Source organism: Pseudomonas putida, assembly GCA_029953615.1.
Taxonomy (GTDB): Bacteria; Pseudomonadota; Gammaproteobacteria; order Pseudomonadales; family Pseudomonadaceae; genus Aquipseudomonas.
The window spans coordinates 1,841,174-1,865,736 of record CP124529.1 but is presented as its reverse complement, the minus strand read 5'-3'; the positions used below and the strand labels follow the sequence as shown (position 1 = coordinate 1,865,736).

Genomic DNA, 24,563 nt, shown 5'->3' with positions numbered 1-24,563 from the left:
GGTTACTCCTCCACTCATGAGCATGAGGTACAGAGCATGGCCAAAGTGACTGTGAAGAAAAAGGACGACGCCCCGGGTACGCTGGGCGAGGTGCGCGGCTACGCGCGCAAGATCTGGCTGGCGGGTATCGGCGCCTATGCACGCGTGGGCCAGGAAGGCTCCGACTACTTCAACGAGCTGGTCAAGGCCGGTGAAGGTGTCGAGAAACGCGGCAAGAAGCGTATCGACAAACAACTGGACGCGGCCAACAACCAGATCGATGAAGCGACCCAGGCCGTTAGCCGCGTCCCTGGGCGAGTCGAAATTCAACTCGACAAAATCGAAAAAGCTTTCGACGCACGGGTAGGGCGCGCCTTGAATCGCCTGGGCATTCCGTCTAAACATGACGTTGAGGCGTTGTCCATCAAGCTTGAACAGCTGCATGAGCTGCTTGAGCGCGTCGCGCACAAACCATAAGGAGAGCAGGATGGCTGGCAAGAAGAACACCGAGAAAGAAGGCAGCTCCTGGGTCGGCGGGATCGAGAAGTACTCCCGCAAGATCTGGCTGGCGGGGCTGGGTATCTATTCGAAGATCGACCAGGACGGCCCGAAGCTGTTCGACTCGCTGGTGAAGGATGGCGAGAAGGCCGAGAAGCAGGCGAAGAAGACCGCTGAAGACGTGGCGGAAACCGCCAAGTCGTCGACCACCTCGCGCGTGTCTGGCGTCAAGGACCGTGCGCTGGGCAAGTGGAGCGAACTCGAAGAGGCTTTCGACAAGCGCCTGAACAGCGCCATTTCGCGCCTTGGCGTGCCGAGCCGCAACGAGATCAAGGCCCTGCACCAGCAGGTGGACAGCCTGACCAAGCAGATCGAGAAACTTACCGGTGCTTCGGTTACGCCGGTTTCGTCGCGCGCTGCGGCCAAGCCGGCTGCGAGCAAGGCGGCGGCCAAGCCCCTGGCCAAGACGGCAGCGGCCAAGCCGGCGGCGAAAACCGCGGCGGCCAAGCCGGCGGCTAAAACTGCCGCAGCCAAGACCGCAGCGGCTAAACCTGCTGCCAAGACTGCGGCGGCCAAGCCTGCGGCGAAACCGGCAGCGGCCAAGCCGGCTGTGGCGAAGAAGCCAGCAGTGAAGAAAGCCCCGGCCAAGGCGGCCGCCGCCAAACCGGCGGCTCCAGCGGCCAGCGCCGCTCCGGCACCTACCGCAGCACCGGCACCTGCCGTCGCCCCGGCCAGCAGCACGCCGTCGGCACCGACGGGCACCGGCACTCTGATCTGATACCGCGTCGCCTTATTCGCGGGCTTGCCCGCTCCCACAGGTCCTGTGTGCACTCAAGCACTGCATTTCACCTGTGGGAGCGGGCATGCCCGCGAAAGCCGCGACACCGAAACGACAGGCTTACCCTTCCAGATACCGCACCGCCAACTGCTCCGCTGCCCCCCGCGCCTGGGCCTGCAGATGCGGCGCCACCAGCATCATTACCTGATACACCACAATTCCCACATCCCCTTCGCGCCCCAGCACCCGCTGATAATCCAGCGAGAACATCAGCGTCAATGTGATCTGCTCCACCAGTTGCCCCAGCGCCTGGGTCTCGCTCTCCACCAGCCCCTGGCCCTTGAGGCTGGCCAGCAACGCCGCCAGCGTGCGCTTGAGTGCATTGATCAGGCTGCGCATGCCGCGGGCCAGTTTGGGCAGGCGCCCGGTCAGGTTCGACAGGTCCTGGAACAGGAAGCGGTACTGCGCCATGCGTTCGACGATCAGGTGCAGGAACAGCCAGTAATCCTCGGCATCCAGGCGTACCTCCAGCGGTGGGTCGAGCAAGGGCATCAGCGCTTCTTCAAAACGCTCGAACAGCCCCAGCACCAACGGCTCCTTGCCATGGAAGTGGTAGTAAAGGTTACCGGGGCTGATGCCCAGCTCGTTGGAAATTTCCAGGGTGGATACGTTCGGTTCGCCCTGCTGGTTGAACAGTTGCAGGGCACATTCGAGGATACGGTCGCGAGTCTTCATCCGGTCGGCATGCTCATCGAGTCAGCACATAGGTGCCCGGCGCGGGGCCCAGAGGCGGGTAGGTGGCATTGCCCAGCTCGCTGCGCGGTGCCTTGAGCGGGCCGGAGCGCGGGGTGATCCACTCCAGCCACAACGGCCACCAGCTGCCTTCGCTGCGCTTGGCGTCGTGGAACCAGGCACGCGGGTCGCTGGGCAGCCTGGGGTTGGCCAGGTAATAGGCCTTGGGGTTGCCGGGCGGGTTGATGATGCTCTGGATGTGCCCGCTGTTGGCCAGCACGAAGCGCCGGTCGCCACCCAGCAGCAAGGCCGAGCGGTACACCGCGTCCCACGGGGTGATGTGGTCGTTGCTGCCGGCTACGGTGAAGCTGTCCAGCTCGACCTTCTGCAGGTCGATGGGCGTGCCGCACACCTCCAGGCCGGCGGGGCGGGTCAGCGGGTTGTGCTTGAAGAAGTCCAGCAGGTCGCCGTGCAGCGCGGCGGGCAGGCGCGTGCTGTCGGCGTTCCAGTAAAGGATGTCGAAGGCCGGTGGTGTCTTGCCAAGCAGGTAGTTGTTGACCCAGTAGTTCCAGATCAGGTCGTTGGGCCGCATCCAGGCGAAGATCCGCGCCACCTCGGCGCCATCCAGCACGCCGCGCTGGTAGGAGCGGCGCTTGGCGGCCTCGATGGTCTGCTCGTCGGCGAACAGACTGGCGGGGCTTTCGAACTTGCTGTCCAGCAGGCTGACCAGGTAGGTGGCGCTGCGCACCCGGCGCAGCTGGTGCCTGGCCTGCAGGTGGCCCTGCAGCGCGGCCATGGTCAGGCCGCCCGCGCAGGCGCCCATCAGGTTGGGGTCGCGGTTGCCGCTGATGCTACGGCAAGCGTTGAGCGCTTCTTCCAGAGCCTGCACGTAGCTGGACAGTCCCCATTCGCGGTGGCGCGGGTCGGGGTTGCGCCAGCTGACCATGAACACCTGCAGGCCATTCTTGAGCATGTACTGGACGAAGCTGTTGGTCGAGCTGAGATCGAAGATATAGAACTTGTTGATCTGCGGTGGCACCACCAGCAGTGGCCGGGCGTGTTGCTTTTCGCTCATCGGCTTGTACTGGATCAGCTCCAGCAGTTCGTTGCGAAACACCACCGCGCCGGCGGTCGCGGCCAGGTTGCCGCCCACTTCGAAGGCGCGCTCGTCGACCTGGCGTGGCAGGCCGTCGTTGTGGCGCAGATCATCGAGCAGGTGGGCCACGCCACGTACCAGGCTCAGGCCACCGCTGTTGAACATCTCCTTGACTGCCAGCGGGTTGAGTAGCGAGTTGCTTGGTGCCAGGGCGTCGTTGATCTGGTTGAACAGGAAGTGCGCACGGGCCCGGTCATCGTCGTCCAGGTGGCTTTCCTCGATCCACTGGCGGGTCTGCTTCTGCCAGGCCAGGTAGGCCTGCAGGCCGCGCCGGTAGAACGGGTTCTGGCTCCAGGTCGGGTCGTTGAAGCGCGGATCGCGCGGGTTCGGCTGAAACGGTGTGTCACCCAGCATCACCCGGCCCAGCTGGCCGCCCAGAGCCAACAGGTGGTGGGCGGTGTGCAGCGGGTGGCGCAAGCTTTGGCGGCTGACATTGCGCAGCGTGGAAATCAGGTCACGGCCACGCAGACCGAGGATGGCGTTCTGCACGTTCATGCTGGTGGCGGGAAGCGTTGTCGTTCCTTTGGCCGGTTTGTCTTTCATGGCAACACTCCCTCGTCTAAGCCGTTTCGCTGTCGAGACCTTCGCGGGCATGCCCGCTCCCACAGGTTTACAGCGCCGTCCCTGTGGGAGCGGGCGCGCCCGCGAAGAAGGCCGCATCGATCTACCCGCCCGAAGCCGGGCGAGGGTGCATGACGGCGCGCTGTCGTTCTTGCTGAAGGAACTTCATGATGATCGGAGCGACGGCCTCGGCCCGGGTGATCAGGAACAGATGGCCGTCGTCGATAATGTGTAGCTGGGCATTGGGAATTCGCCAGGCCAGCAGGCGCATGTTGATCAGCGGGATCAGCGGGTCGTCGTCGCCGGCCAGCACCAGGGTTGGCTGCTGGATCTTGTGCAGCCAGTGGATGCTGGTCCAGCCAAGCCCGGCGAACAGCTGCCAGTAGTAGCCCATCTTGCCGCCGGAGCGCACCTTGGCGGCATGCTGCATGGCCAGGTCCGGATCGCGGCGGAAGCCACCACCATAGATCAGCGGCGCAATGCGGATAACGTGCGACGGCTGCACGTAGCGCCGTGGGCTGGCCATCATCCACAGCACCTTGGGCTTGCCTGGCACCATCACGGCACCGGCGGCGGTGGCGGCGAGCACCAGCTTCTTGCAGCGCTCGGGGTAGTCGTGGGCGAACTGCTGGGCCAGGGCACCGCCCCAGGACACGCCGATGACGTTGACCTGGCCGTAATCGAGGTAATCCAGCATCCGTGCCGTGAGCTTGGCCAGCCCGGGGAACCGGTACGGGTGGCGAGGTGTTGACGAACCGCCGACCCCGGGTACATCGAAGGCGATGACTTCCAGGTCCGGATCCAGTGCTTCGATGAACGGGAACACCAGCTCCAGGTTGGCGCCGATACCGTTGAAGATCAGCAACGGCGTCAGGTGCGGCTTGCCCGGGCGGACGGCGGTACGGATGGACTGGTTATCCAGCTCTACAGTCCTGAAGATATAGGGTTGCGGCATGCGCATGACTCTCGGGTGAAATGAACACCGTGGCACCCCGCAGGGGCCACGGCGCTGCAGCTCAACGCTCGTGAACGTAGGTGCCCGGTGCGGCTTCGCCAGCGGCATAGGCTCGATTGCCCAGGCGGGTCGGCGCTTTTTTCAGCTCACCGGCACGTTCGCCCAGCCAGCTCTGCCAGTGCAGCCACCAGGAATCGGCATGCTTGGTGGCATTTTCCTGCCAGGCCAGCGGGTCACCCGGGCGGTCGGCACCGGTCATGAAGCGCGCCTTGGGGTTGCCCGGCGGGTTGAGGATGCTCTGGATATGCCCGCTGTTGGACAACACGAATTCGATCTTGCCGCCGAACAGGTGCGCCGAGCGGTAGCACGACTGCCACGGGGTGATGTGGTCAGCGGTGCCGGCCACGCTGAAGATGTCGCATTGCACCTGCTTCAGGTCGATCGGTGTGCCACACACCTCCAGGGCATTGGGGCGGGTCAGCGGGTTGCTCTTGAACATTTCGATCAGGTCGCCATGGAAGGCGGCCGGCAGGCGCGTGGTGTCGTTGTTCCAGAACAGGATGTCGAATACCGGCGGCTCGTTGCCGAGCAGGTAGTTGTTGACCCAGTAGTTCCAGATCAGGTCGTTGGGGCGCATCCAGGCGAACACCTTGGCCATCTCGCTGCCTTCCAGCACGCCAGCCTGGTAGGAGTGGCGCTTGGCGGCCTCCAGGGTTTGCTCGTCGACGAACAGCGCGACCTGGTTGTCCATGGTGGTGTCCAGCACGCTGACCAGCAGGGTCAGGGCATTGACCTTGTTCTCGCCAAGGGCGGCATAGTGGCCGACCAACGCGGTGCACGTGATGCCGCCGGAGCAGGCACCGAGCATGTTCAGGTCCTTGCTGCCGGTAATTGCCAGCACCGCGTCGACCGCTTCCTTGAGCGCATCGATATAGGTCGACAGGCCCCATTCGCGCTGGGCCTTGGTCGGGTTGCGCCAGCTGATGATGAAGGTTTGCTGCTGTGAGCGCAGGCAGTAACGCGCCAGGCTCTTTTCCGGGCTGAGGTCGAATACGTAGAACTTGTTGATCTGCGGCGGCACCACCAACAGCGGGCGGGCGTGTACCTGCTCGGTGATCGGGCTGTACTGGATCAGCTCCAGCACATCGTTGCGGTACACCACGGCACCTTCGCTGGTGCCCAGGTTCTTGCCCACTTCGAAGGCATCCATGTTCACCTGGCTGGGCATGCCACCGTTGTTGACCAAGTCCTTGGCCAGGTTTGACAGGCCATCGAGCAGGCTCTTGCCGCCGGTTTCGAAGAAGCGCTTGACCGCCGCGGGGTTGGACAGGGTATTGGTCGGCGCCATGGCCTCGGTCATCAGGTTGATGACGAACTGGCCGCGGCTGATGTCCTGGGGCGACAGGTCGCTGCTACCGATCCAGTCCTGCAGCTCCTTGCGCCAGGCCAGGTAGGTTTGCAGGTAGCGGCGGTAGAGCGGGTTGTGGCTCCAGGCCGGGTCGTTGAAGCGACGATCATCGCTTTCCGGGGCCAGGCTGGATTTGCCCAGCAGCACATTCTTCAGCTCCAGGCCGAAGTGGGCCACATGCTTGGCGCTGTGCAGCGGTTGGCGCACGGCCTGGCGCAGCACGGTGCGTGCCGAACTCAACAGGTCCTTGCGACGAATACCGATGACCGGGTTCAGCCCCAGGGTGTTTTCCGAGGCTTGCCGCTGCAGCTCATCGTTGTTCTTGTTACTCATCTACGACGCTCCGTTGTCCTGAGACGAGTACCGGTTTGCTGTGACGGGTGCACAGTGCTGAGCCCGGTACTGCTACTCGGGTGACCAGTGATAAGGAACAGCGGTGCTGCGAGGGTGCTGATTACCTGCAAGGTGATGCAGGGAACTTGCCACTCCCCATTGGTTACCCGACTTTCATGTATTGCGCAAGACAGCCCTTCATTGGGCTGTCTGTAGGGCATTCAAACAGATGATTCTAGAAAATGCGCTCTAAACCCCAGGGCCCTTGCGCTAGAGCATCAGTTTGACCACCGACTCGGCGGGGTCGCGGGATTTGCCGGCCTTGTGCAGCTCGTCGAGGTACTCGGCCCACAGTTGTTCCTGGCGCAGGCATAGCTGTTCGAGGTATTCCCAGGTGAACAGGCCGCTGTCATGGCCGTCGTCGAAGACCAGTTTCAGTGCATATTGGCCGGCAGGTTCAAGGCCGCTCAGGCCGACGTTGATCTTGCCGAACTGCAGGATGGGGTTGCCGTGGCCCTGGACCTCGGCAGAGGGGGAATGCACGCGCAGGAATTCGGCGGGCAGGTGGTAGACCTCGCCGGGGGCATAGGTGAGGCTGAGGGTTTTCGAGGCTTTGTGCAGGTTGATGGCGGTGGGCAGGCGGGCCATGGGCAGAATCTCTCGGGAGCTGATGAAGCAAGCTTCCAGCTTATGATGGAGGGATTCAAGGGCCTCTTCGCGGGCACGCCCGCTCCCACAGGATCATCACATGCTTTGGGTCTGTGGTGATCCTGTGGGAGCGGGCGTGCCCGCGAAGCAGTCGACGCCGTTTTTACAGGATGTAGCGCGACAGGTCTTCGTTCTGCGCCAGCTCACCCAGGTGGCTGTTCACATAGGCCGCGTCGATCTGGATCGGCGCTTCGTCATGGGTGCTGGCCAGGTCGCCGGCACTGAACGACACCTCTTCGAGCAGGCGCTCGAGCAAGGTGTGCAAGCGGCGGGCACCGATGTTCTCGGTCTTCTCGTTGACCTGATAGGCAATCTCGGCCAGGCGCTTGATGCCGTCCGCCAGGAACTCGATGTTCAGCCCTTCGGTCTTCAGCAGGGCCTGGTACTGTTCGGTCAGCGACGCGTGCGGCTCCTGCAGGATACGCTCGAAGTCTTCCGGGGTCAGGGCCTTGAGCTCCACGCGAATCGGCAGGCGGCCTTGCAGCTCGGGCACCAGGTCGCTCGGCTTGCTCAGGTGGAACGCACCCGAGGCAATGAACAGGATGTGGTCGGTCTTGACCATGCCCAGCTTGGTGTTGACGGTGCAGCCTTCGATCAGCGGCAGCAGGTCGCGCTGCACACCTTCGCGGGACACGTCGGCACCGCCAACATTGCCGCGCTTGGCAACTTTGTCGATTTCGTCGATGAACACGATACCGTGCTGCTCGACCGCTTCCAGGGCCTTGGCCTTGAGCTCTTCCTCGTTGACCAGGCGGCTCGCTTCTTCATCACGAACCATCTTCAGGGCTTCTTTAACCTTCAGCTTGCGCGCCTTGCGCTTGCCTTTGCCCATGTTGGCGAACAGGCTCTGCAACTGGTTGGTCATTTCTTCCATGCCGGGCGGCGCGGCAATTTCGACGCCTACGGCATCGGCCACTTCGATCTCGATTTCCTTGTCGTCCAGCTGGCCTTCGCGCAGGCGCTTGCGGAACAGCTGGCGGGTGTTGGAATCGGTGCTGGTCTGCGCGGCTTCTTCGCTGAAGCTGGTCACGCGGGCCTGTGGCAGCAGGGCATCGAGGATACGGTCTTCGGCGGCGTCTTCGGCGCGGTGGCGCACGCGAATGATCTCCTGCTCACGCAGCATCTTCAGCGCGGCATCGGCCAGGTCGCGGATGATCGACTCGACGTCGCGGCCCACGTAGCCCACTTCGGTGAACTTGGTGGCTTCGACCTTGAGGAACGGCGCGTTGGCCAGCTTGGCCAGGCGGCGGGCGATTTCAGTCTTGCCGACGCCGGTGGGGCCGATCATCAGGATGTTCTTCGGGGTCACTTCGGCGCGCAGCTCGGCGGGGAGCTGCATGCGCCGCCAGCGGTTGCGCAGGGCGATGGCCACGGCGCGCTTGGCGTCGTCCTGGCCGATGATGTGGCGGTTGAGTTCGTGGACGATCTCGCGGGGGGTCATGGACATGATCAATTGGGTCCTTGGGCAGATGAGTCAGCGTGGAAAAGCCCCCGCACCGGGCGGGGGCGCCAGAACAGCTGAATCACTCGGCCAGGTCCTGCTCCTCGATGGTCAGGTTGTGGTTGGTGAACACGCAGATGTCGCCGGCAATGTTCAAGGCGGTTTCGGCGATTTCGCGGGCCGAGAGGTCGGTCTTGTTCAGCAGGGCGCGGGCTGCGGCCTGGGCGTAGGCGCCACCGGAACCCATGGCGATCAGGCCGTCTTCGGGTTCGACCACGTCGCCGTTGCCGGTGATGATCAGCGATGCGTCCTTGTTGGCCACGGCCAGCATGGCCTCCAGGCGGCTCAGGGAACGGTCGGTACGCCATTCCTTGGCCAGTTCGACGGCGGCACGGACCAGGTGGCCCTGATGTTTCTCGAGTTGGCCCTCAAAGCGCTCGAACAGGGTGAACGCATCGGCGGTAGCGCCGGCGAAGCCCGCGATGACCTGGCCGTGGTACAGGCGGCGCACTTTCTTGGCGTTGCCTTTCATCACGGTGTTGCCGAGGGATACCTGGCCGTCGCCGCCCATGACGACTTTGCCGTTACGGCGGACAGAAACGATGGTGGTCAAGGGGAGAGTCTCCACGCAGCGGGGCGAAAGTGCCTGATGCAGACTCATATGGGGGTGGGGCGAAGGATTTCAACCGTGGGGGATGAATGGTCGCGCTTGGCAGGGGGAACCGTGCGAGGGCATTCGCGGGCATGCCCGCTCCCACAGGGTTACCACATGCCTTGGAATTGTGGTGATCCTGTGGGAGCGGGCGTGCCCGCGAACAGGGTTAGTCAGGCCTCGTGGCAGACATGCCCATCGACCAAGGTATAACGCACCGCACCCGGCAGGCAGTGACCAATGAACGGGCAGTTCTCGCCACGCGAGAACCACTGCTCGCCGGCCACGGTCGAGGCTTGTGGATCGAACAGCACCAGGTCGGCCGCACCACCCACTTTCAGCTCACCGGCCGGCAGGCGCAGGGCCGCCGCCGGGCCGCTGCTCAGGCGGGCCAGCAGGGTTGGCAGGTCGAGCAGGCCGTCCTGCACCAGGGTCATGGCCAGCGGCAACAGCAATTCGACGCTGCTGATGCCCGGCTCGGTGGCGCCGAACGGGGCCAGCTTGGCGTCGCGCTCGTGCGGCTGGTGGTGGCTGGAAATCGCCTGGATTACCCCCGACTTCACTGCCGCACGCAGGCCGTCGCGGTCTGCGGCGGTGCGCAGCGGTGGTTGCACATGGTACAGGCTGGAGAATTCACGCAGCGATTCGTCGGTAAGAATCAGCTGGTACAGCGCCACGTCGGCGGTCACCGGCAGGCCAAGCTGCTGGGCCTGCTCGATCAGCCGCGCGCCACGGGCGCTGGTGATCTGGGTGAAGTGCGCACGCACGCCGGTCTGTTCCACCAGCAGCAGGTTGCGCGCCAGGGCCACGGTTTCGGCGGTTTCCGGAATGCCCGGCAGGCCGAGGAAGCTGGCCATGGCACCTTCGTGGGCCAGGCCGCCGTGGGCCAGGTCGCGGTCCTGCGAGTGGAACACCACGGTCAGGTCGAAAGTGGCGGCGTATTCCAGGGCGCGGGCCAGGGTACGGTTGTTGGGGATTTCCTTCAGGCCATTGCCGAAGGCCACGCAGCCGGTGTCGCGCAGGGCTACCAGCTCGGCCAGCTGCTCGCCTTCCAGGCCTTTGGTCAGGGCGCCGATCGGGTAGACCTTGCTGTTGGCGGCCTCGCGGGCGCGGTCGAGGATCAGTTCGGCCACCGCCGAGGTGTCCAGCACCGGCTTGGTCTGCGGCGGGCAGCACAGGCTGGTGACGCCGCCGGCGACGGCAGCGCGGGTTTCACTGGCGATATTGCCTTTGCGGCTATAGCCCGGCTCACGCAGGGACACGCCGAGGTCGACCAGGCCGGGCGCGGCGACCAGGCCATCAGCCTGGATCGTGCGGCTGGCGCTGAACCCGGCCGGGGCGGCGCCGATGGCGGCAATGCGGCCGCCGTCCAGGTGCAGGTCGGTGACCTGGTCCAGGCCGCTGTTGGGGTCGATGACCCGGGCGCCGAGAATACTGAGGGTCACTGGGCGTTCTCCTGGTCGAATTGACGTTGCGCGTTTTGCCCGCTCATGGCCATGGACAGCACGGCCATGCGCACGGCGATGCCGTAGGTGACCTGGTTGAGGATCACCGGAGTGCTTGCCGTCGGCCACCGCCGACTCGATTTCCACGCCACGGTTGATCGGGCCCGGGTGCATGACGATGGCGTCGGGCTTGGCCCCGGCCAGGCGCGCGGTGGTCAGGCCGAACAGGCGGTAGAACTCGCCTTCGCTGGGCAGCAGGCCGCCGGCCATGCGCTCACGCTGCAGGCGCAGCATGATCACCACATCAACGTCCTTCAGGCCTTCGGCGAGGTCGGTATACACCTTCACGCCGTATTGCTCGATACCGATCGGGATCAGGGTTTTCGGGCCGACCACGCGGATGTCCGGGCAGCCCAGCGCTTTGAGCGCCAGCATGTCGGAGCGGGCCACCCGCGAATGCAGGATGTCGCCGACGATGGCCACCGACAGGTTCTCGAAGCTGCCCTTGTGGCGGCGGATGGTGAGCATGTCGAGCATGCCCTGGGTCGGGTGCGCGTGGCGGCCGTCCCCGCCGTTGATCACGGCGACTTCCGGGCACACGTGTTCGGCGATGAAGTGCGCGGCCCCGGAGTCGGAGTGGCGCACCACGAACATGTCGGCGGCCATGGCTTCGAGGTTGCGCAGGGTGTCGAACAGGGTCTCGCCCTTGCTGGTCGAGGAGGTCGACACGTTCAGGCTGATCACGTCGGCCGACAGGCGCTGGGCCGCCAGTTCGAAGGTGGTACGGGTACGGGTGGAGTTCTCGAAAAACACGTTGCATACGGTCTTGCCGCGCAGCAACGGGACTTTCTTCACGGCCCGGGCACCGACTTCCAGAAAGGAATCGGCGGTGTCGAGGATCTCGGTGAGCAGTTCGCGGGGCAAACCGTCGAGCGAGAGGAAGTGGCGCAGCTGGCCCTGATCATTGAGCTGCAGCGGGCGCTTGGCGTCGATTGGCGTCATCGCGGGGGACTCTTAAAGGGCGGAAGCGGAGGCGAGGTCCTGGCGCTCGAGGGCGAGCGGTGCGGGTCCGGTCAATTTTACCCGTTCATGGGCGGCCAGTGACAGGGTGGCGCCGAGCACATTCGGGCGGATCGGCAGTTCGCCGGCATCCAGGTCCAGCAGGCAGACCAGGGTGACGCTGGCCGGGCGGCCGTAATCGAACAGTTCGTTGAGCGCAGCGCGCACCGTGCGGCCGCTCATCAGTACGTCATCCACCAGTACCAGGTGCTGGCCCTCGACCTCGAACGGCAGCTCGGACGGGCGCACTTGCGGGTGCAGGCCGTTCTGGCTGAAGTCGTCGCGGTAGAACGAAACGTCCAGGGTGCCCATGGGGCTGGTGTCGCCCATGGCTTCCTGCAGGGCCTGGGCAACCCAGACGCCGCCAGTGCGGATACCGATGTAACGCGGCTCGCTGATTGCCCGGCGGGCCAGGTGGGCGCGAAGGTCGACAGCCATCTGCCGAATCAGCTCGGCGGGATCGGGTAGGCTCATTGCGGGCTCCTCGGGAGGGGGCGCCGGGCGCGCCCGGCGGCAAAAATGATCAGGTATTGGCCTCCAGCCAGCCTTGCAGCAGCAGGGCGGCGGCGATGGCATCGACCGGGTTGTCGCGGTAGCTGCCGCGCTGGCCGCCACGGGCCATGCGCTCACCCTTGGCCTCGAAGGTGGTCAGGCGTTCGTCGTGGGTGTGCACGGGCAGGTTGAAGCGGCCGTTCAGGCGGCGGGCGAACTTTTCCGCACGGGCGCTCATTTCGCTGGGGGTGCCGTCCATGTTCAGCGGCAGGCCGACGACGATGGCATCGGGCTTCCATTCGGCAATCAGCTTTTCAACCTGGGCCCAGTCGGGCACGCCGTTCTGCGCCTTCAGGGTGCACAACTCGCGGGCCTGGCCGGTGACCACCTGGCCGACGGCCACGCCGATCTGTTTGCTGCCGTAGTCGAAGCCCAGCAGCAGACGTGGTTCAGGGTGCAGTTCAGCCATCAGGCGTGGCCCGCCTGGCTGGTCAGCAGGTTCAGGTTGATCCCCAGGCTGGCGGCGGCGGCGTCCAGGCGCAGGTCGCTGGCCTTGCCGAAGATGATTTCCGGGTCGAACGGGCAGTTGAGCCAGGCGTTGTCGGCCAGTTCCTCCTCCAGTTGGCCCGCTTCCCAGCCGGCATAGCCCAGGGTGATCAGGCTCTGTTTTGGGCCGACACCGGCGGCGATGGCCAACAGAATGTCCTGCGAGGTGGTCAGCGACAGCCCTTCCAGCGCCACGGTGGCCTGGAAACTGCACTCGCTGCTGTGCAGCACGAAGCCACGGTCGGTCTGTACCGGGCCACCTTGGTAGATCGGCACCCGCAAGGTGCTGGCCGGTGGCATTTCGTCCGGGCGCAGCTGCTCGAGGATATCGGCCAGGTTCAGCTCCTGCGGCCGGTTGACCACCAGGCCCATGGCGCCATGGGCGTTGTGCTCGACGATGTACGTGAGGGTCTGGGCGAAGTTCGGATCGGCCATGTGCGGCATGGCGATCAGGAACTGATGCTTGAGGTAGCTCGGCGTGAGGGTTTTCATGGGGGATAGTGTGGCGCCAGGTGGCGAGGCTGACAAGGTGCGGATTTGTGTCGTTTGTGCCGGCCTCTTCGCGGGCACGCCCGCTCCCACAGGTACCCCCACAGGCTTCAGGTTCAGTGAAGATCCTGTGGGAGCGGGCGTGCCCGCGAAAGGGCCGGTACAGCCAGCAGATCAGTTACTGGACAAACGGTCCCCACGGGCAAAGCGCCAGGTGCGGATGATCTCCAGCCGGTCGAATTCGGCCAGGTCCCCGGTAAACGGTGCAAACGGCGCCGCCAGCCGCACGATGCGCTGCGCCGCCTGGTCCAGCACTGGCTGCCCGGACGACTCCAGCACCAGCACCTCGTACAGCGAACCATCGCGGTTGATCGACACCATCATGCGCAAGTTGCCGTAGATCTGCTGCCGACGCGCTTCGTCGGGGTAATTCAGGTTGCCCACCCGCTCAACCTTCTTGCGCCACTCTTCCTTGTACCAGGCGCCCTTGTCGCGCATGGTCGAGGCGGCGTTCAGGCGGTGGATGCGCGGGCGCTTGGCGTACATTTGCTGTTCGTTGGACAGCTCCGCCTCCAGGCTGGCGATCTGGCTGGACAACTGTGAGCTGTCGAAGTCCGGTGCCGGCGCGGCCGGCTTGGGCTGCGCCTTGCTTTCCTTGGGTTTGGGCTCGACCTTCTGCGGTTTGGATGCCGTGGTCGCCACTGCCGACTTCTGCGGCGTAGGGGGCGGTACCACTTCGGGCCTGGCCGCAGGTGGCGGGGTGATCTTGTTGATCTTGCTGTCCTGGAACGGTGCCAGTTCGGTGGTCTTGGGCACCGCTTTCTTGTCCAGGGTACCGCTGCCCTGCTGGTTGTCCTGGGCCTGGAAATCGGCCTTCTCCGGCGCTTTCTCGCTTTTGAAGGTGGCCAGGGTGATGTCCATGGTGTGGCGGATTTCGGCAGGCTTGACCACGCTGAAACCGACGCCAAGGATCAGCGCCAGGTGCACCAGGGCAGCCAGGAACAGGGTGAAGCCAAGCCGGTCCACCGGGCGAACACGGGGGGGCAGCATGTCGGCGGGGATGTCAGCGGGCAGCGTCATCAGGTTTCCAGCAACCGCAGGGCGGGGTAGCAGGCCAGGCTAAAAGGACCCGCATCATACCCCACTCTGGGTTGTTGCCGTGCGTCGGCGGTCAGCGCGCCTTCAACTGGCGATCAATGGCATCCATCAGCTTGCCGCCGATATCGGTGTTGTAGGCGGCATCGATCTCGCGGATGCAGGTGGGGCTGGTGACGTTGATTTCGGTGAGGTAGTCGCCGATCACGTCCAGGCCCACGAACAGCAGGCCCTTCTCGCGCAGGGTCGGGCCGACCTGGGCGGCGATCCAGCGATCGCGGTTGGTCAGCGGGCGCGCCTCGCCACGGCCGCCGGCGGCCAGGTTGCCACGGGTCTCGCCGCTGGCCGGGATGCGCGCCAGGCAGTAGTCCACCGGCTCGCCGTCGATCATCAGAATACGCTTGTCGCCGTCGACGATCTGCGGCAGGTATTCCTGCGCCATGATCTGCTGGTTGCCATGCTGGGTCAGGGTTTCCAGGATAACCGACAGGTTCGGGTCGTCCTTGCGGTGGCGGAACACCGAGGCGCCGCCCATGCCGTCCAGCGGCTTGAGGATCACGTCACCGCGGCTGTTGGCGAACTCGCGCAGGATGTCGACACGGCGGCTGACCAGGGTCGGTGCCATGCACTGCGGAAACTGGGTAGCGAACAGTTTTTCGTTGCAATCGCGCAGGCTCTGCGGGCGGTTGACCACCAGCACGCCTTCGCGCTCGGCCTGCTCCAGCAGGTAGGTGCTGTAGACGAACTCCATGTCGAAGGGCGGGTCCTTGCGCATCAGGACCACGTCCAGCTCGGCCAGCGCGCTGTCCTGCTCTTCGCCCAGCTCGAACCAGCGGGCCGGGTCGGCGAACACTTTCAGCGGGCGCATCTGCGCACGGGCCTGGCCGGCGCCCAGGTACAAGTCGCGCTGCTCCATGTAGAACAGGCTCCAGCCGCGTGCCTGAGCGGCCAGCAGCATGGCCAGCGAGCTGTCCTTCTTGTAGGAAATGGACGCGATGGGGTCCATGACAATGCCGAGGCGAACGCTCATGGGGTGGTTCCTCTTGGCGGCGCGTGGCCGCGATGGATCGAAAGAAAAGTGGCTCAGGGTGGCGCCGTGAACGCCGCCGGTCAAGGGGCGCCGCAGATGGAACGGCCACCCGGAGTGTGCTAAAAATGCCAGTCATAGTGCTATACAACAGGCCTTTGGGGCTGCTGCGCAGCCCTATCGCGACGCAAGGCCGCTCCTACAGGAGATTGCGGTCCCATGTAGGGGCGGCCTTGTGTCGCGATAGGGGCGCGCAGCGGCCCCACGATTTCGGCATGAACAGCGATGGTAGCCCAACAGATGGAACAACCCCTGAAGGTGATGGTGATCGACGATTCGCGCACGATCCGCCGCACCGCGCAGATGTTGCTCGGTGAAGCGGGCTGCGAGGTGATCACCGCCAGCGATGGCTTCGATGCCCTGGCCAAGATCGTCGACCACCAGCCCAGCATCATCTTCGTCGATGTGTTGATGCCGCGCCTGGACGGCTACCAGACCTGCGCGGTGATCAAGCACAACAGTGCCTTCAAGGACACCCCGGTCATTCTGCTGTCGTCCCGTGACGGCCTGTTCGACAAGGCCCGCGGTCGGGTGGTCGGCTCCGACCAGTTTCTGACCAAACCGTTCAGCAAGGAAGAACTGCTCGACGCGATCCGCGCCCACGTGCCCGGTTTTGCCGCAGCCCAACAACACGCACCCTGACCGTGCCCCGCCATGGCACGGTCTTTCTTTCCTGATGGGGAACCAGCATGGCCCGAGTTCTGATTGTCGACGACTCGCCGACAGAGATGTACCGATTGACCGAGTGGCTGGAAAAGCACGGCTACCAGGTGCTCAAGGCCAGCAACGGTGCCGATGGCGTGGCCCTGGCCCGGCAGGAAAAGCCTGATGCGGTGCTGATGGACATCGTCATGCCCGGCATGAATGGCTTCCAGGCTACCCGCCAGCTCAGCAAGGACCCGGAAACCAGCGCCATCCCGGTGATCGTGGTCACCACCAAGGACCAGGAAACCGACCGCATCTGGGCCACGCGCCAGGGCGCCCGTGACTTCCTGACCAAACCGGTGGAAGAGGACGCGCTGATCGCCAAGCTCAAAGAAGTGCTTGGGGCTTGACCACCCGCCCGCAGGGCGCGTCGCTGACCGCCTTCGAATTGTTGCTGGACATCGACCGGCGCTGCCGCCTGCTGGTCGCCGACCAGCCGCCGCAGGACAACCGCCTGCAACAGTGGAGCGGCATCGGCTTTCGCATTGCCGGGCAATGGTTTGTCGCGCCCATGGGCGAGGTCGCCGAGGTGTTGCGCGAACCGCGCAGCAGCCGCGTCCCGGGCGTGCAGCCATGGGTGTGCGGGGTGGCCAACCTGCGCGGCCGGCTGCTGCCGGTGATGGACCTGAGCAGCTTCTTCGGCCTGGGCCACGCCGCCCCTGGCAAGCAGCGACGAGTGCTGGTGCTGGACCATGAGGACCTGTTCGTCGGCTTGCTGGTGGACGAGGTGCTGGGCCTGCAGCACTTTGCCCTGGACAGCCTGCAACTGTCGCCGCCGCAACCCCTGATCCGCGCCGCTGCACCTTTCGTGCAGGGGCATTTCCCGCGTGAACGTAACTGGGCGATCTTCAGCCCCTTCGCCCTGGCCCAGGCGCCGGGCTTTCTCGATGTGGCGTTATAGGACCTGTGAACGTGAACAAGCCTGCCACCCCCGTCACCACCGTGACCCCACGTACCCGCAGCATCGCGCAGATCACCGTGCTGTTCCTGATCCTGATCCTGTCGATCATCCTGCTGTTCGCCAATTTCGCCTACCTGAACACCCAGTCCAACTACGACAAGCAGTACATCGGCCACGCCGGCGAACTGCGGGTGCTGTCGCAGCGCATCGCCAAGAACGCCACCGAAGCCGCCGCCGGCAAGGCCCTGGCCTTCAAGCTGTTGTCGGACGCGCGCAACGATTTTGAACGGCGCTGGGGTTACCTGCGCGAGGGTGACAAGTCCACCGGCCTGCCGCCTGCGCCGCCCACGGTGCGTGACGAGATGGAAGCGGTACGCCGCGATTGGGAAAACCTGCGCAAGAACACCGACACCATCCTGTCCAGCGAGCAGACCGTGCTGTCGCTGCACCAGGTGGCGGCGACCCTGGCCGAGACCGTGCCGCAGTTGCAGGTGGAATACGAGAAAGTGGTCGAGATCCTGCTGCAGAGCGGTGCACCGGCCAGCCAGGTGGCGGTAGCCCAGCGCCAGCTGTTGCTGGCCGAACGCATTCTGGGCTCGGTCAACACCGTGCTGGCCGGTGACGATACTGCGGCCCAGGCGGCCGATACTTTTGGCCGCGATGCGGGGCGCTTTGGCCAGGTGCTCGAGGGCATGCTCAATGGCAACGCGGCGATCCAGGTGACCCGTGTCGAAGACGCCGACGCCCGCGCGCGGCTGGCCGAAATCGCCGAACTGTTCCAGTTCGTTGCCGGCTCGGTGGACGAAATCCTCGAAACCTCGCCGGAACTGTTCCGTGTGCGCGAGGCCGCGGGCAACCTCTTCAGCCTGTCGCAAACCCTGCTCGACGAGGCCTCCCACCTGGCCAACGGTTTCGAGAACCTGGCCGGCGGGCGTACCCTCGACACCGTTGGCGGCTACGCCCTGGGCTTGCTGGCGCTGGCCTCGATCATCCTCATCGGCCTGGTCATGGTGCGCACTACCAACCGCCAGCTGCGCGAGACGGCGGAAAAGAACGAACGCAACCAGCAAGCGATCATGCGCCTGCTCGACGAGATCGAAGAGCTGGCCGACGGCGACCTGACCGTGACCGTATCGGTGACCGAAGACTTCACCGGTGCCATTGCCGACTCGATCAACTATTCCGTGGACCAGTTACGCGATCTGGTCGCTACCATCAACCACAGCGCCATGCAGGTTGCTGCCGCCGTGCAGGACACACAGAACACCGCCCGCCAGCTGGCCAAGGCCTCCGAGCACCAGGCCGAGCAGATCAGCGAGGCTTCCGAGGCGGTCGGTGACATGGTCGAGTCGATCGACCGGGTTTCCGCGCACGCCTACGAATCCGCCAAGGTGGCCGAGCGTTCGGTGGCGATCGCCAACAAGGGCAATGAGGTGGTGCATAACACCATCAACGGCATGGACAACATTCGCGAGCAGATCCAGGACACCGCCAAACGGATCAAGCGCCTTGGTGAGTCCTCCCAGGAAATCGGCGATATCGTCAGCCTGATCGACGACATTGCCGACCAGACCAACATCCTGGCCCTGAACGCGGCGATCCAGGCCTCGCTGGCCGGTGAGGCCGGCCGTGGGTTTGCCGTGGTTGCCGACGAAGTACAGCGCCTGGCCGAACGCTCATCCTCGGCCACCCGGCAGATCGAGGCGCTGGTGCGCACCATCCAGGCCGATACCAACGAGGCGGTGATCTCCATGGAGCAGACCACTGCCGAAGTGGTGCGCGGTGCCCGCCTGGCCCAGGATGCCGGGGTGGCGCTGGCCGAGATCGAAGGCGTGTCGCAGAACCTCGCCGACCTTATCCACAGCATCTCCGATGCCGCCCAGTTGCAGACATCGTCGGCCGGGCAGATTTCCCACACCATGGCGGTCATCCAGCAGATTACCGCGCAGACCTCTGCCGGCTCCGGCGCCACCGCCGACAGCATCCGCCATTTGGCGCGCATGGCCAGCGAGATGCGCCGTTCGGTGTCCGGGTTCACCCTGCCGCCACCCGCAGAGCCCAAGTGAAGAGCTCAACCGATGAGCTCGACTGAAGAGCCGCGCCGAGGAGTGCCCATGGCTGTAGCCGCAGTAAGCCCCGAGCGCCACGACACGGTGGCGCTGGCCTGGACCAAGGCCGCCATCCTCGACTGCCTGGGCCAGGCGCGCCAGGCGCTGGAGCGCTTTGCCGGCGAGCCTGGCGACTTGTCGATGCTGGCATTCGTGGTCGACAACCTGCATCAGGTGCACGGCTGCCTGCGCATGCTCGAACTGCGCGGCGCCACGCGCCTGGCCGAAGAGCTGGAGCTGTTCGCCAAAGCCCTGGCCGATGGCCAGGTCAGCCCCCGCGGTGATTGCCTGGGCGCGTTGTTCCGCGGCCTGGAGCAACTGCCGTCGTACCTGGAGCGCTTGCGCGGCGCCCGCCACGACCTGCCACTGGTGATGCTGCCACTGCTCAACCAGCTGCGTGCCTGCCGGGGGGAGGAGCCATTGGCCCAGGCCAGCCTGATCAGCGGCGCCACGCAACGCTTTGCCGGTGCCGATGACCTGGCCAATCTCGACCTGTCGCTGGGCAACTGGCGCGAGCAGTTGCAGGCCGGCCCGGGCCGCGATGCCTTGCGTTCGGTGGTGACCGCGCTTTGCGATGACCTGATGCGCATCAAGGAGCGCCTGGACCAGTTCGTGCGCGGTGACCGCCAGCACAGCGAGCAGCTCGATGCCTTGCTGGCACCCCTGCGCCACGTGGCCGATACCCTGGCAGTGCTGGGCTTTCAGCAGCCACGCCGGGTGATCATCGACCAGGTGCTGGCGCTGCAGGCTCTGGCCCAGGGCGAGCGGGTGGTGGACGACGCGGTGTTGATGGATGTCGCGGGGGCCCTGCTATACGTGGAGGCCACGCTCAATGGCATGGTCGGCCCGCTGGAGGAAAACGGCCAGGGCGGCCTGCCTGGCTCGGACCTGGTCGAGATCCGCCAACTGGTGTTGAACGAGTCGCTGAACGTGCTGCAGCAGGCCAAGGACCTGATCGGCGATTGCCTGGAGTCCGGCTGGCCGCGGCAACGCCTGCAACCCTTGCCAGGGTTGTTGCAGCAGATTCGCGGAGCGCTGGCGATGTTGATGCTGCCGGGCGTGGCCGAGCTGTTTGCCGGTTGCGCCAGCTATGTGCAGCGCTGGCTGCAGCACCTGGAGGTAGAACCGCCAGCCGACGAACTGAAGCACCTGGCCGAGGCCCTGAGCGCCGCCGAATGCTACCTGCAATGGCGGGTGGCGGACCCGTTGGCGGACGGCCAGCCGTTCATCGATATGGCGCGCGCCAGCCTGGCGACGCTGGGCGTGCACTGCGCGCAGGTCGAGGCCGCTGCCGGCCACGGTGGCAGCACAGATGGCATCGATGACGAGTTGCGCGAAGTATTTCTCGACGAGGCCGGTGAACTGCTGCCGGAAATCGAGCGCCACTGGCTGCGCTGGCGGGCCGACAACCAGCTGCGCGAGGCACTGGGTGAAGTGCGCCGCGCCTTGCATACGCTCAAGGGCAGCGGCCGCATGGTGCATGCCGAGGCGGTGGCCGAGCTGGCCTGGGGCGCCGAGCACCTGCTGAACCGGGTACTCGAAGGCCGCAGCGTGCTCAGCCCGGAAGGGGTAGTGGCGTTGCAGCAGGTGTTTGTCCACCTGCCCGACCTGCTGGCCGACTTTGCCGCCGGCCAGTTGCCGCAACTGACGGACATCGAGCAACTGGCCGGGCACCTGCACGCCCTGGCAGAAAACGATGCCCCGGTGGCGACCGACATCGATGGCCTCGACCCACAGCTGCTCGCCATTTTCCGCAGTGAGGCGCAGGGCCACCTGGCCAGCCTGGATGCTTTCCTGCAGAGCGCCGACGGCCACGACACGTCAGTCAGCGATGGCCTGCAGCGTGCCCTGCACACGCTCAAGGGCAGTGCCGCCATGGCCGGGGTGATGCCTGTCGCCGAACTGGCTACCGCCTTCGACCGCCTGGCACGTGAATACAAGGGCCACCAATTGCCCCTGCAAATGGCCGAGATCGAATGGCTGGAAGCGGCGCGCTCGCTGTTCCACCTGGGCCTGGCGCAACTCGACAGCACGCCGCTGGCGGCCATCCCCGGCGCGGCGGAGCTGATCGAACAGGTCGGCCAGGCGGTGGACGGGCACCTGGCCAGCTTGCATGACGACCCACAGCATGCGCGGCGCGGCAAGCGCGACCCGCAATTGATTGCCAGTTTCCTGGCCCAGGCCATGGACATCCTGCTGAATGCCGAGTCGTTGCTGTCGCGCTGGCAGGAACAGCCTGGCCAGCGCGATGCGCTGGACACTCTGCTCGACGAACTGACCACCCTGGGCCACGCCGCGCACCTGGCCGACCTGTGGCAGATGGATGAGGTGTGCGAAGCCTTGCTCGACCTGTATGGCGCCGTGGAGGAGGGCAGCCTGCCCGCCGATGCGCGCTTCTTCGCCCAGGCGCAGCGGGCCCATGAGGCCCTGCTGGACATGCTGGACGAAGTGGCGGCCGGGCAGGATATCCCGCCAAGGCCGGAGCTGGTCGACAGCCTGCGTGAGCTACTAAGCCAGGCCTTGGCTCCGGAGGCCACTGGCCTGGTGGGCATCGACGCGGTAACGCCGCTGCACCCGGACATGGACCTGGCCGATACCCTTGGCCTGGGGCTGGCGCACACCCCCTTGCTGCCGGCTGTGGCCGAGCCGCTGGTCGAAGAGCCGGAAAGCCCTGGCGAAGAGCTGCTGGAAGTGTTTCTCGAAGAAAGTTCGGACATCGTCGAGAGCGCTGCCGCAGCCCTGGCGCGTTGGCAGGCCGACCCACGCAGCAGCGTCGAAGTGGACAACCTGATGCGCGACCTGCACACCCTCAAGGGTGTGGCGCGCATGGTCGAAATTGCGCCGATCGGCGACCTGGCCCATGAACTGGAGTTTCTCTACGAGCTGCTGGCCGCTGGCCGCCTGCCGCCGAGCGCGCCATTGTTCGCCCTGCTGCAGAACTGCCACGACCGCCTGGCGCACATGCTCGATGCCGTGCGCCTGGGCCAGCCTCTGCATGCTGCCACGGCGCTGATCGATTACATTCGCAACTTCAGCAGTGCGGCGCTGACCGACAGCGCCGCGGGCCAGGGGCCGGTTGGCGCCGCCACCAGCGAGGTGCCGGCGGCAGCACCGGAGCGGGCGCCAGGCGACATGGTCAAGGTCGATGCCGAGTTGCTCGACGACCTGGGCAACCTGGCCGGCGAGCACTCGGTCATCCGCGGACGTATCGAGCAGCAGGTCAACGATGCGCAGTTCACCCTCAACGAGATGGAAACCACCCTTGAGCGCATGCGCGACCAGTTGCTGCGCCTGGACATTGAAACCCAAGGGCGGATCTCCAGCCGGCAGCAATTCGAAGGCGATGCCTATGACGACTTCGATCCGCTGGAAATGGACCGCCATTCGCAGCTGCAGCAGCTGTCGCGGGCCCTGTTCGAGTCCGCCTCGGACTTGCTCGACCTCAAGGAGACCCTGGCCCAGCGCGCCCAGGAGGCCTATAGCCTGCTGCAACAGCAGGCGCGGGTTAACAGCCAGTTGCAGGAAGGCCTGACCGCCACTTTGATGGTGCCTTTCGAGCGCCTGGTACCGCGCTTGCAGCGTGTGGTGCGGCAGGTGGCCAGCGAGCTGGGCAAGCAAGTGGAACTGGTGGTCGGCAACGCCGAGGGCGAGCTGGACCGCAGCGTGCTCGAACGCATGGTGGCGCCGCTGGAACACATGCTGCGCAACGCCGTCGACCATGGCCTTGAAAGCCGCGAAGCGCGCCTGGCCGCCGGCAAGCCGGAGCAGGGCACCATTCACCTGAACTTGCTGCATGAAGGCGCGGACATCGTTATCGAAATGACCGACGACGGTGCCGGCGTACCACTGGAAGCGGTACGCCGCAAGGCCATCAAGCGCGGCCTGCTGGACCCGCAGGCGCAATTGAGCGATCACGAGATCCTCCAGTTCATCCTGCGCCCGGGCTTTTCCACTGCCGAGAAGATCACCCAGATTTCCGGGCGGGGCCTGGGCATGGACGTGGTCCACGAAGAGGTCAAGCAACTAGGCGGCTCGATGAGTATCGAGTCGGCCCAGGGCAAGGGCGCGCGCTTCCTGATCCGCCTGCCATTCACCGTGTCGGTCAACCGTGCCCTGATGGTGCACCTGGGCGAAGAACAGTACGCCATTCCGCTGAACACCATCGAGGGCATCGTCCGTGTGCCGCCGGCCGAACTGGCCGCGTGTTACCAGCTGGACGCCCCGCGTTATGTGTACGCCGGCCACGAGTACGAGCTGCGCTACCTGGGTGAGCTGCTGCAGGGCATGCCACGCCCGGCGTTGCTCGGGCAGAGCGTGCCGCTACCGGTGCTGCTGGTGCATTCCCAGGAGCAGTCATTCGCTATCCAGGCCGACAGCCTGTCGCCCAGCCGCGAGATCGTGGTGAAGAGCCTGGGGCCGCAGTTTGCCGCGGTTGCCGGGTTGTCGGGGGCGACGCTGCTGGGCGATGGCCGGGTGGTGTTGATTCTCGACCTGCTGGGCCAGTTGCGTGGCCAGCAGCGGCGCCTGGCGCGCCTGCCGGGTGGCAGCGGTGCCCAGCGCCAGGTGTTCGGCCCGGCGCCACGGCGGGCGCTGCTGGTAATGGTGGTGGACGACTCGGTGACCCGTGCGCAAGGTCACCAGCCGCCTGCTGGAGCGTCATGGCATGAGCGTGCTGACGGCCAAGGACGGGGTCGACGCCATGGCCCTGCTGGAAGAACACCGGCCCGATGTGTTGCTGCTGGACATCGAGATGCCACGCATGGACGGTTTCGAGGTGGCCACACGCATTCGCCGTGACGAGCGGCTGAAAGACTTGCCGATCATCATGATCACCTCGCGCACCGGGCAGAAGCATCGCGACCGTGCAATGGCCATCGGTGTCAACGAATACCTGGGCAAGCCGTACCAGGAATCGGTCCTGTTGCAGAGCATTGCCCACTGGAGCCAGGCCCATGCTTGAACTGATCGCCGGCCAGCGCAGCAGCCTGACCGGGCTTTTGCTGCCGTTGGGCGACCGTACCCTGGTGTTGCCAAACGTGGCGGTGGCCGAACTGAGTGGCCAGCGCAACCTGGTGTGCCAGCGCGGCGAGCCGGCCTGGCACCTGGGCTGGATCGACTGGCGCCAGCAGCGCCTGCCGCTGATCGGCTTCGAGGCTGCGTGCGGAGGCGAGACGCCCTGTGGTGAGCGGGCGCGCGTGGTGGTGCTCAATGCCTTGGGCGATACCGGGCTGCGTTACCTGGCGCTGTTGCTGCAAGACATTCCGCGCTCGTGCAAGCTCGACAGCCAGCTGAACTACGTGGATGTGGCGTTGGGGCGGCTGGAGCTGGCGGCGGTGCAGGTGGGCGAACAGGTGGCGCGGGTGCCAGACCTGGTCGGGCTGGAACGGCTGGTGCGTGACGCGGAACTGCAACCTGACCTTGGGTAGGATGCAAGG

Annotated in this window: 20 protein-coding genes and 2 pseudogenes; 8 read left to right on the top strand and 14 right to left on the bottom strand. The window is 65.4% G+C overall.

The window, feature by feature from the left end:
• Window positions 1-36: 36 nt before the first annotated feature.
• Window positions 37-456, top strand: a complete 420-nt coding sequence (locus QIY50_08610) for a phasin family protein (protein ID WGV22225.1) — start codon at window positions 37-39, stop codon at window positions 454-456.
• A 10-nt stretch (window positions 457-466) separates the two neighbouring features.
• On the top strand, window positions 467-1,255 hold the full coding sequence (locus QIY50_08605) for a phasin family protein (protein WGV22224.1): 789 nt from the start codon (window positions 467-469) through the stop codon (window positions 1,253-1,255).
• Window positions 1,256-1,375: 120 nt separating this feature from the next.
• On the opposite strand, the gene QIY50_08600 is transcribed toward QIY50_08605, so the two are convergent.
• The 14 genes and pseudogenes from QIY50_08600 to gshB form a co-directional block, all read right to left on the bottom strand.
• Window positions 1,376-1,990: a TetR/AcrR family transcriptional regulator gene (locus QIY50_08600; GenBank protein WGV22223.1), complete on the bottom strand. Its 615-nt coding sequence runs from the start codon at window positions 1,988-1,990 to the stop codon at window positions 1,376-1,378.
• Window positions 1,991-2,003: 13 nt separating this feature from the next.
• The gene (gene phaC, locus QIY50_08595; GenBank protein WGV22222.1) at window positions 2,004-3,686 is read right to left on the bottom strand and encodes a class II poly(R)-hydroxyalkanoic acid synthase; all 1,683 of its coding nucleotides are present in this window, start codon (window positions 3,684-3,686) and stop codon (window positions 2,004-2,006) included.
• Between the two features lie 121 nt (window positions 3,687-3,807).
• Window positions 3,808-4,659 (bottom strand): poly(3-hydroxyalkanoate) depolymerase, encoded by an 852-nt coding sequence (gene phaZ / locus QIY50_08590; protein WGV22221.1) that lies wholly within the window; start codon window positions 4,657-4,659, stop codon window positions 3,808-3,810.
• Window positions 4,660-4,720: 61 nt separating this feature from the next.
• Window positions 4,721-6,400: a class II poly(R)-hydroxyalkanoic acid synthase gene (gene phaC, locus QIY50_08585; GenBank protein WGV22220.1), complete on the bottom strand. Its 1,680-nt coding sequence runs from the start codon at window positions 6,398-6,400 to the stop codon at window positions 4,721-4,723.
• A gap of 270 nt (window positions 6,401-6,670) precedes the next feature.
• Window positions 6,671-7,048, bottom strand: a complete 378-nt coding sequence (locus QIY50_08580; protein ID WGV22219.1) for a DUF971 domain-containing protein — start codon at window positions 7,046-7,048, stop codon at window positions 6,671-6,673.
• Between the two features lie 163 nt (window positions 7,049-7,211).
• On the bottom strand, window positions 7,212-8,555 hold the full coding sequence (hslU, locus tag QIY50_08575; GenBank protein ID WGV22218.1) for an ATP-dependent protease ATPase subunit HslU: 1,344 nt from the start codon (window positions 8,553-8,555) through the stop codon (window positions 7,212-7,214).
• Between the two features lie 76 nt (window positions 8,556-8,631).
• The gene (hslV, locus tag QIY50_08570; protein WGV22217.1) at window positions 8,632-9,162 is read right to left on the bottom strand and encodes an ATP-dependent protease subunit HslV; all 531 of its coding nucleotides are present in this window, start codon (window positions 9,160-9,162) and stop codon (window positions 8,632-8,634) included.
• A 212-nt stretch (window positions 9,163-9,374) separates the two neighbouring features.
• A complete protein-coding gene (locus QIY50_08565) occupies window positions 9,375-10,646 on the bottom strand; it encodes a dihydroorotase (GenBank protein WGV22216.1) in 1,272 nt (423 codons plus the stop codon).
• A pseudogene (locus QIY50_08560) lies at window positions 10,643-11,648 on the bottom strand (aspartate carbamoyltransferase catalytic subunit). The gene QIY50_08565 and the pseudogene QIY50_08560 overlap by 4 nt, the downstream one beginning before the upstream one ends.
• A 12-nt stretch (window positions 11,649-11,660) precedes the next feature.
• On the bottom strand, window positions 11,661-12,179 hold the full coding sequence (gene pyrR, locus QIY50_08555) for a bifunctional pyr operon transcriptional regulator/uracil phosphoribosyltransferase PyrR (protein ID WGV22215.1): 519 nt from the start codon (window positions 12,177-12,179) through the stop codon (window positions 11,661-11,663).
• A gap of 49 nt (window positions 12,180-12,228) precedes the next feature.
• Window positions 12,229-12,666, bottom strand: a complete 438-nt coding sequence (gene ruvX / locus QIY50_08550; GenBank protein WGV22214.1) for a Holliday junction resolvase RuvX — start codon at window positions 12,664-12,666, stop codon at window positions 12,229-12,231.
• The gene (locus tag QIY50_08545; GenBank protein WGV22213.1) at window positions 12,666-13,235 is read right to left on the bottom strand and encodes a YqgE/AlgH family protein; all 570 of its coding nucleotides are present in this window, start codon (window positions 13,233-13,235) and stop codon (window positions 12,666-12,668) included. Before QIY50_08545 ends, ruvX begins: the two co-directional genes overlap by 1 nt.
• A 171-nt stretch (window positions 13,236-13,406) precedes the next feature.
• Window positions 13,407-14,312, bottom strand: a complete 906-nt coding sequence (locus QIY50_08540; protein ID WGV22212.1) for an energy transducer TonB — start codon at window positions 14,310-14,312, stop codon at window positions 13,407-13,409.
• A gap of 91 nt (window positions 14,313-14,403) precedes the next feature.
• A complete protein-coding gene (gene gshB, locus QIY50_08535) occupies window positions 14,404-15,357 on the bottom strand; it encodes a glutathione synthase (GenBank protein ID WGV22211.1) in 954 nt (317 codons plus the stop codon).
• Window positions 15,358-15,654: 297 nt separating this feature from the next.
• Between gshB and QIY50_08530 the strand changes: the two genes are divergently transcribed.
• The 6 genes and pseudogenes from QIY50_08530 to QIY50_08505 all read left to right on the top strand — a co-directional run bounded on the left by QIY50_08530 (window position 15,655) and on the right by QIY50_08505 (window position 24,554).
• Complete coding sequence (locus QIY50_08530; GenBank protein ID WGV22210.1) at window positions 15,655-16,056, top strand: response regulator; 402 nt, start codon at window positions 15,655-15,657, stop codon at window positions 16,054-16,056.
• 47 nt (window positions 16,057-16,103) lie between these two features.
• Window positions 16,104-16,469, top strand: coding sequence for a twitching motility response regulator PilH (pilH, locus tag QIY50_08525; GenBank protein WGV22209.1), 366 nt, complete (start codon window positions 16,104-16,106; stop codon window positions 16,467-16,469).
• Complete coding sequence (locus QIY50_08520; protein ID WGV22208.1) at window positions 16,466-17,020, top strand: chemotaxis protein CheW; 555 nt, start codon at window positions 16,466-16,468, stop codon at window positions 17,018-17,020. Before pilH ends, QIY50_08520 begins: the two co-directional genes overlap by 4 nt.
• Window positions 17,021-17,061: 41 nt before the next feature.
• A complete protein-coding gene (locus QIY50_08515; protein ID WGV23019.1) occupies window positions 17,062-19,086 on the top strand; it encodes a methyl-accepting chemotaxis protein in 2,025 nt (674 codons plus the stop codon).
• Window positions 19,087-19,134: 48 nt separating this feature from the next.
• A pseudogene (locus QIY50_08510) lies at window positions 19,135-24,088 on the top strand (Hpt domain-containing protein).
• Complete coding sequence (locus tag QIY50_08505) at window positions 24,081-24,554, top strand: chemotaxis protein CheW (GenBank protein WGV22207.1); 474 nt, start codon at window positions 24,081-24,083, stop codon at window positions 24,552-24,554. The pseudogene QIY50_08510 and the gene QIY50_08505 overlap by 8 nt, the downstream one beginning before the upstream one ends.
• Window positions 24,555-24,563: the final 9 nt, after the last annotated feature.

Coding starts and splice junctions, on each gene's coding strand:
- QIY50_08610 (WGV22225.1), top strand. CDS start 37: ATGGCCAAAGTGACTGTGAAGAAAAAGGACGACGCCCCGGGTACGCTG.
- QIY50_08605 (WGV22224.1), top strand. CDS start 467: ATGGCTGGCAAGAAGAACACCGAGAAAGAAGGCAGCTCCTGGGTCGGC.
- QIY50_08600 (WGV22223.1), bottom strand. CDS start 1,990: ATGAAGACTCGCGACCGTATCCTCGAATGTGCCCTGCAACTGTTCAAC.
- phaC (WGV22222.1), bottom strand. CDS start 3,686: ATGAAAGACAAACCGGCCAAAGGAACGACAACGCTTCCCGCCACCAGC.
- phaZ (WGV22221.1), bottom strand. CDS start 4,659: ATGCCGCAACCCTATATCTTCAGGACTGTAGAGCTGGATAACCAGTCC.
- phaC (WGV22220.1), bottom strand. CDS start 6,400: ATGAGTAACAAGAACAACGATGAGCTGCAGCGGCAAGCCTCGGAAAAC.
- QIY50_08580 (WGV22219.1), bottom strand. CDS start 7,048: ATGGCCCGCCTGCCCACCGCCATCAACCTGCACAAAGCCTCGAAAACC.
- hslU (WGV22218.1), bottom strand. CDS start 8,555: ATGTCCATGACCCCCCGCGAGATCGTCCACGAACTCAACCGCCACATC.
- pyrR (WGV22215.1), bottom strand. CDS start 12,179: ATGAGCCTACCCGATCCCGCCGAGCTGATTCGGCAGATGGCTGTCGAC.
- ruvX (WGV22214.1), bottom strand. CDS start 12,666: ATGGCTGAACTGCACCCTGAACCACGTCTGCTGCTGGGCTTCGACTAC.
- QIY50_08545 (WGV22213.1), bottom strand. CDS start 13,235: ATGAAAACCCTCACGCCGAGCTACCTCAAGCATCAGTTCCTGATCGCC.
- QIY50_08540 (WGV22212.1), bottom strand. CDS start 14,312: ATGACGCTGCCCGCTGACATCCCCGCCGACATGCTGCCCCCCCGTGTT.
- gshB (WGV22211.1), bottom strand. CDS start 15,357: ATGAGCGTTCGCCTCGGCATTGTCATGGACCCCATCGCGTCCATTTCC.
- QIY50_08530 (WGV22210.1), top strand. CDS start 15,655: ATGGAACAACCCCTGAAGGTGATGGTGATCGACGATTCGCGCACGATC.
- pilH (WGV22209.1), top strand. CDS start 16,104: ATGGCCCGAGTTCTGATTGTCGACGACTCGCCGACAGAGATGTACCGA.
- QIY50_08505 (WGV22207.1), top strand. CDS start 24,081: ATGCTTGAACTGATCGCCGGCCAGCGCAGCAGCCTGACCGGGCTTTTG.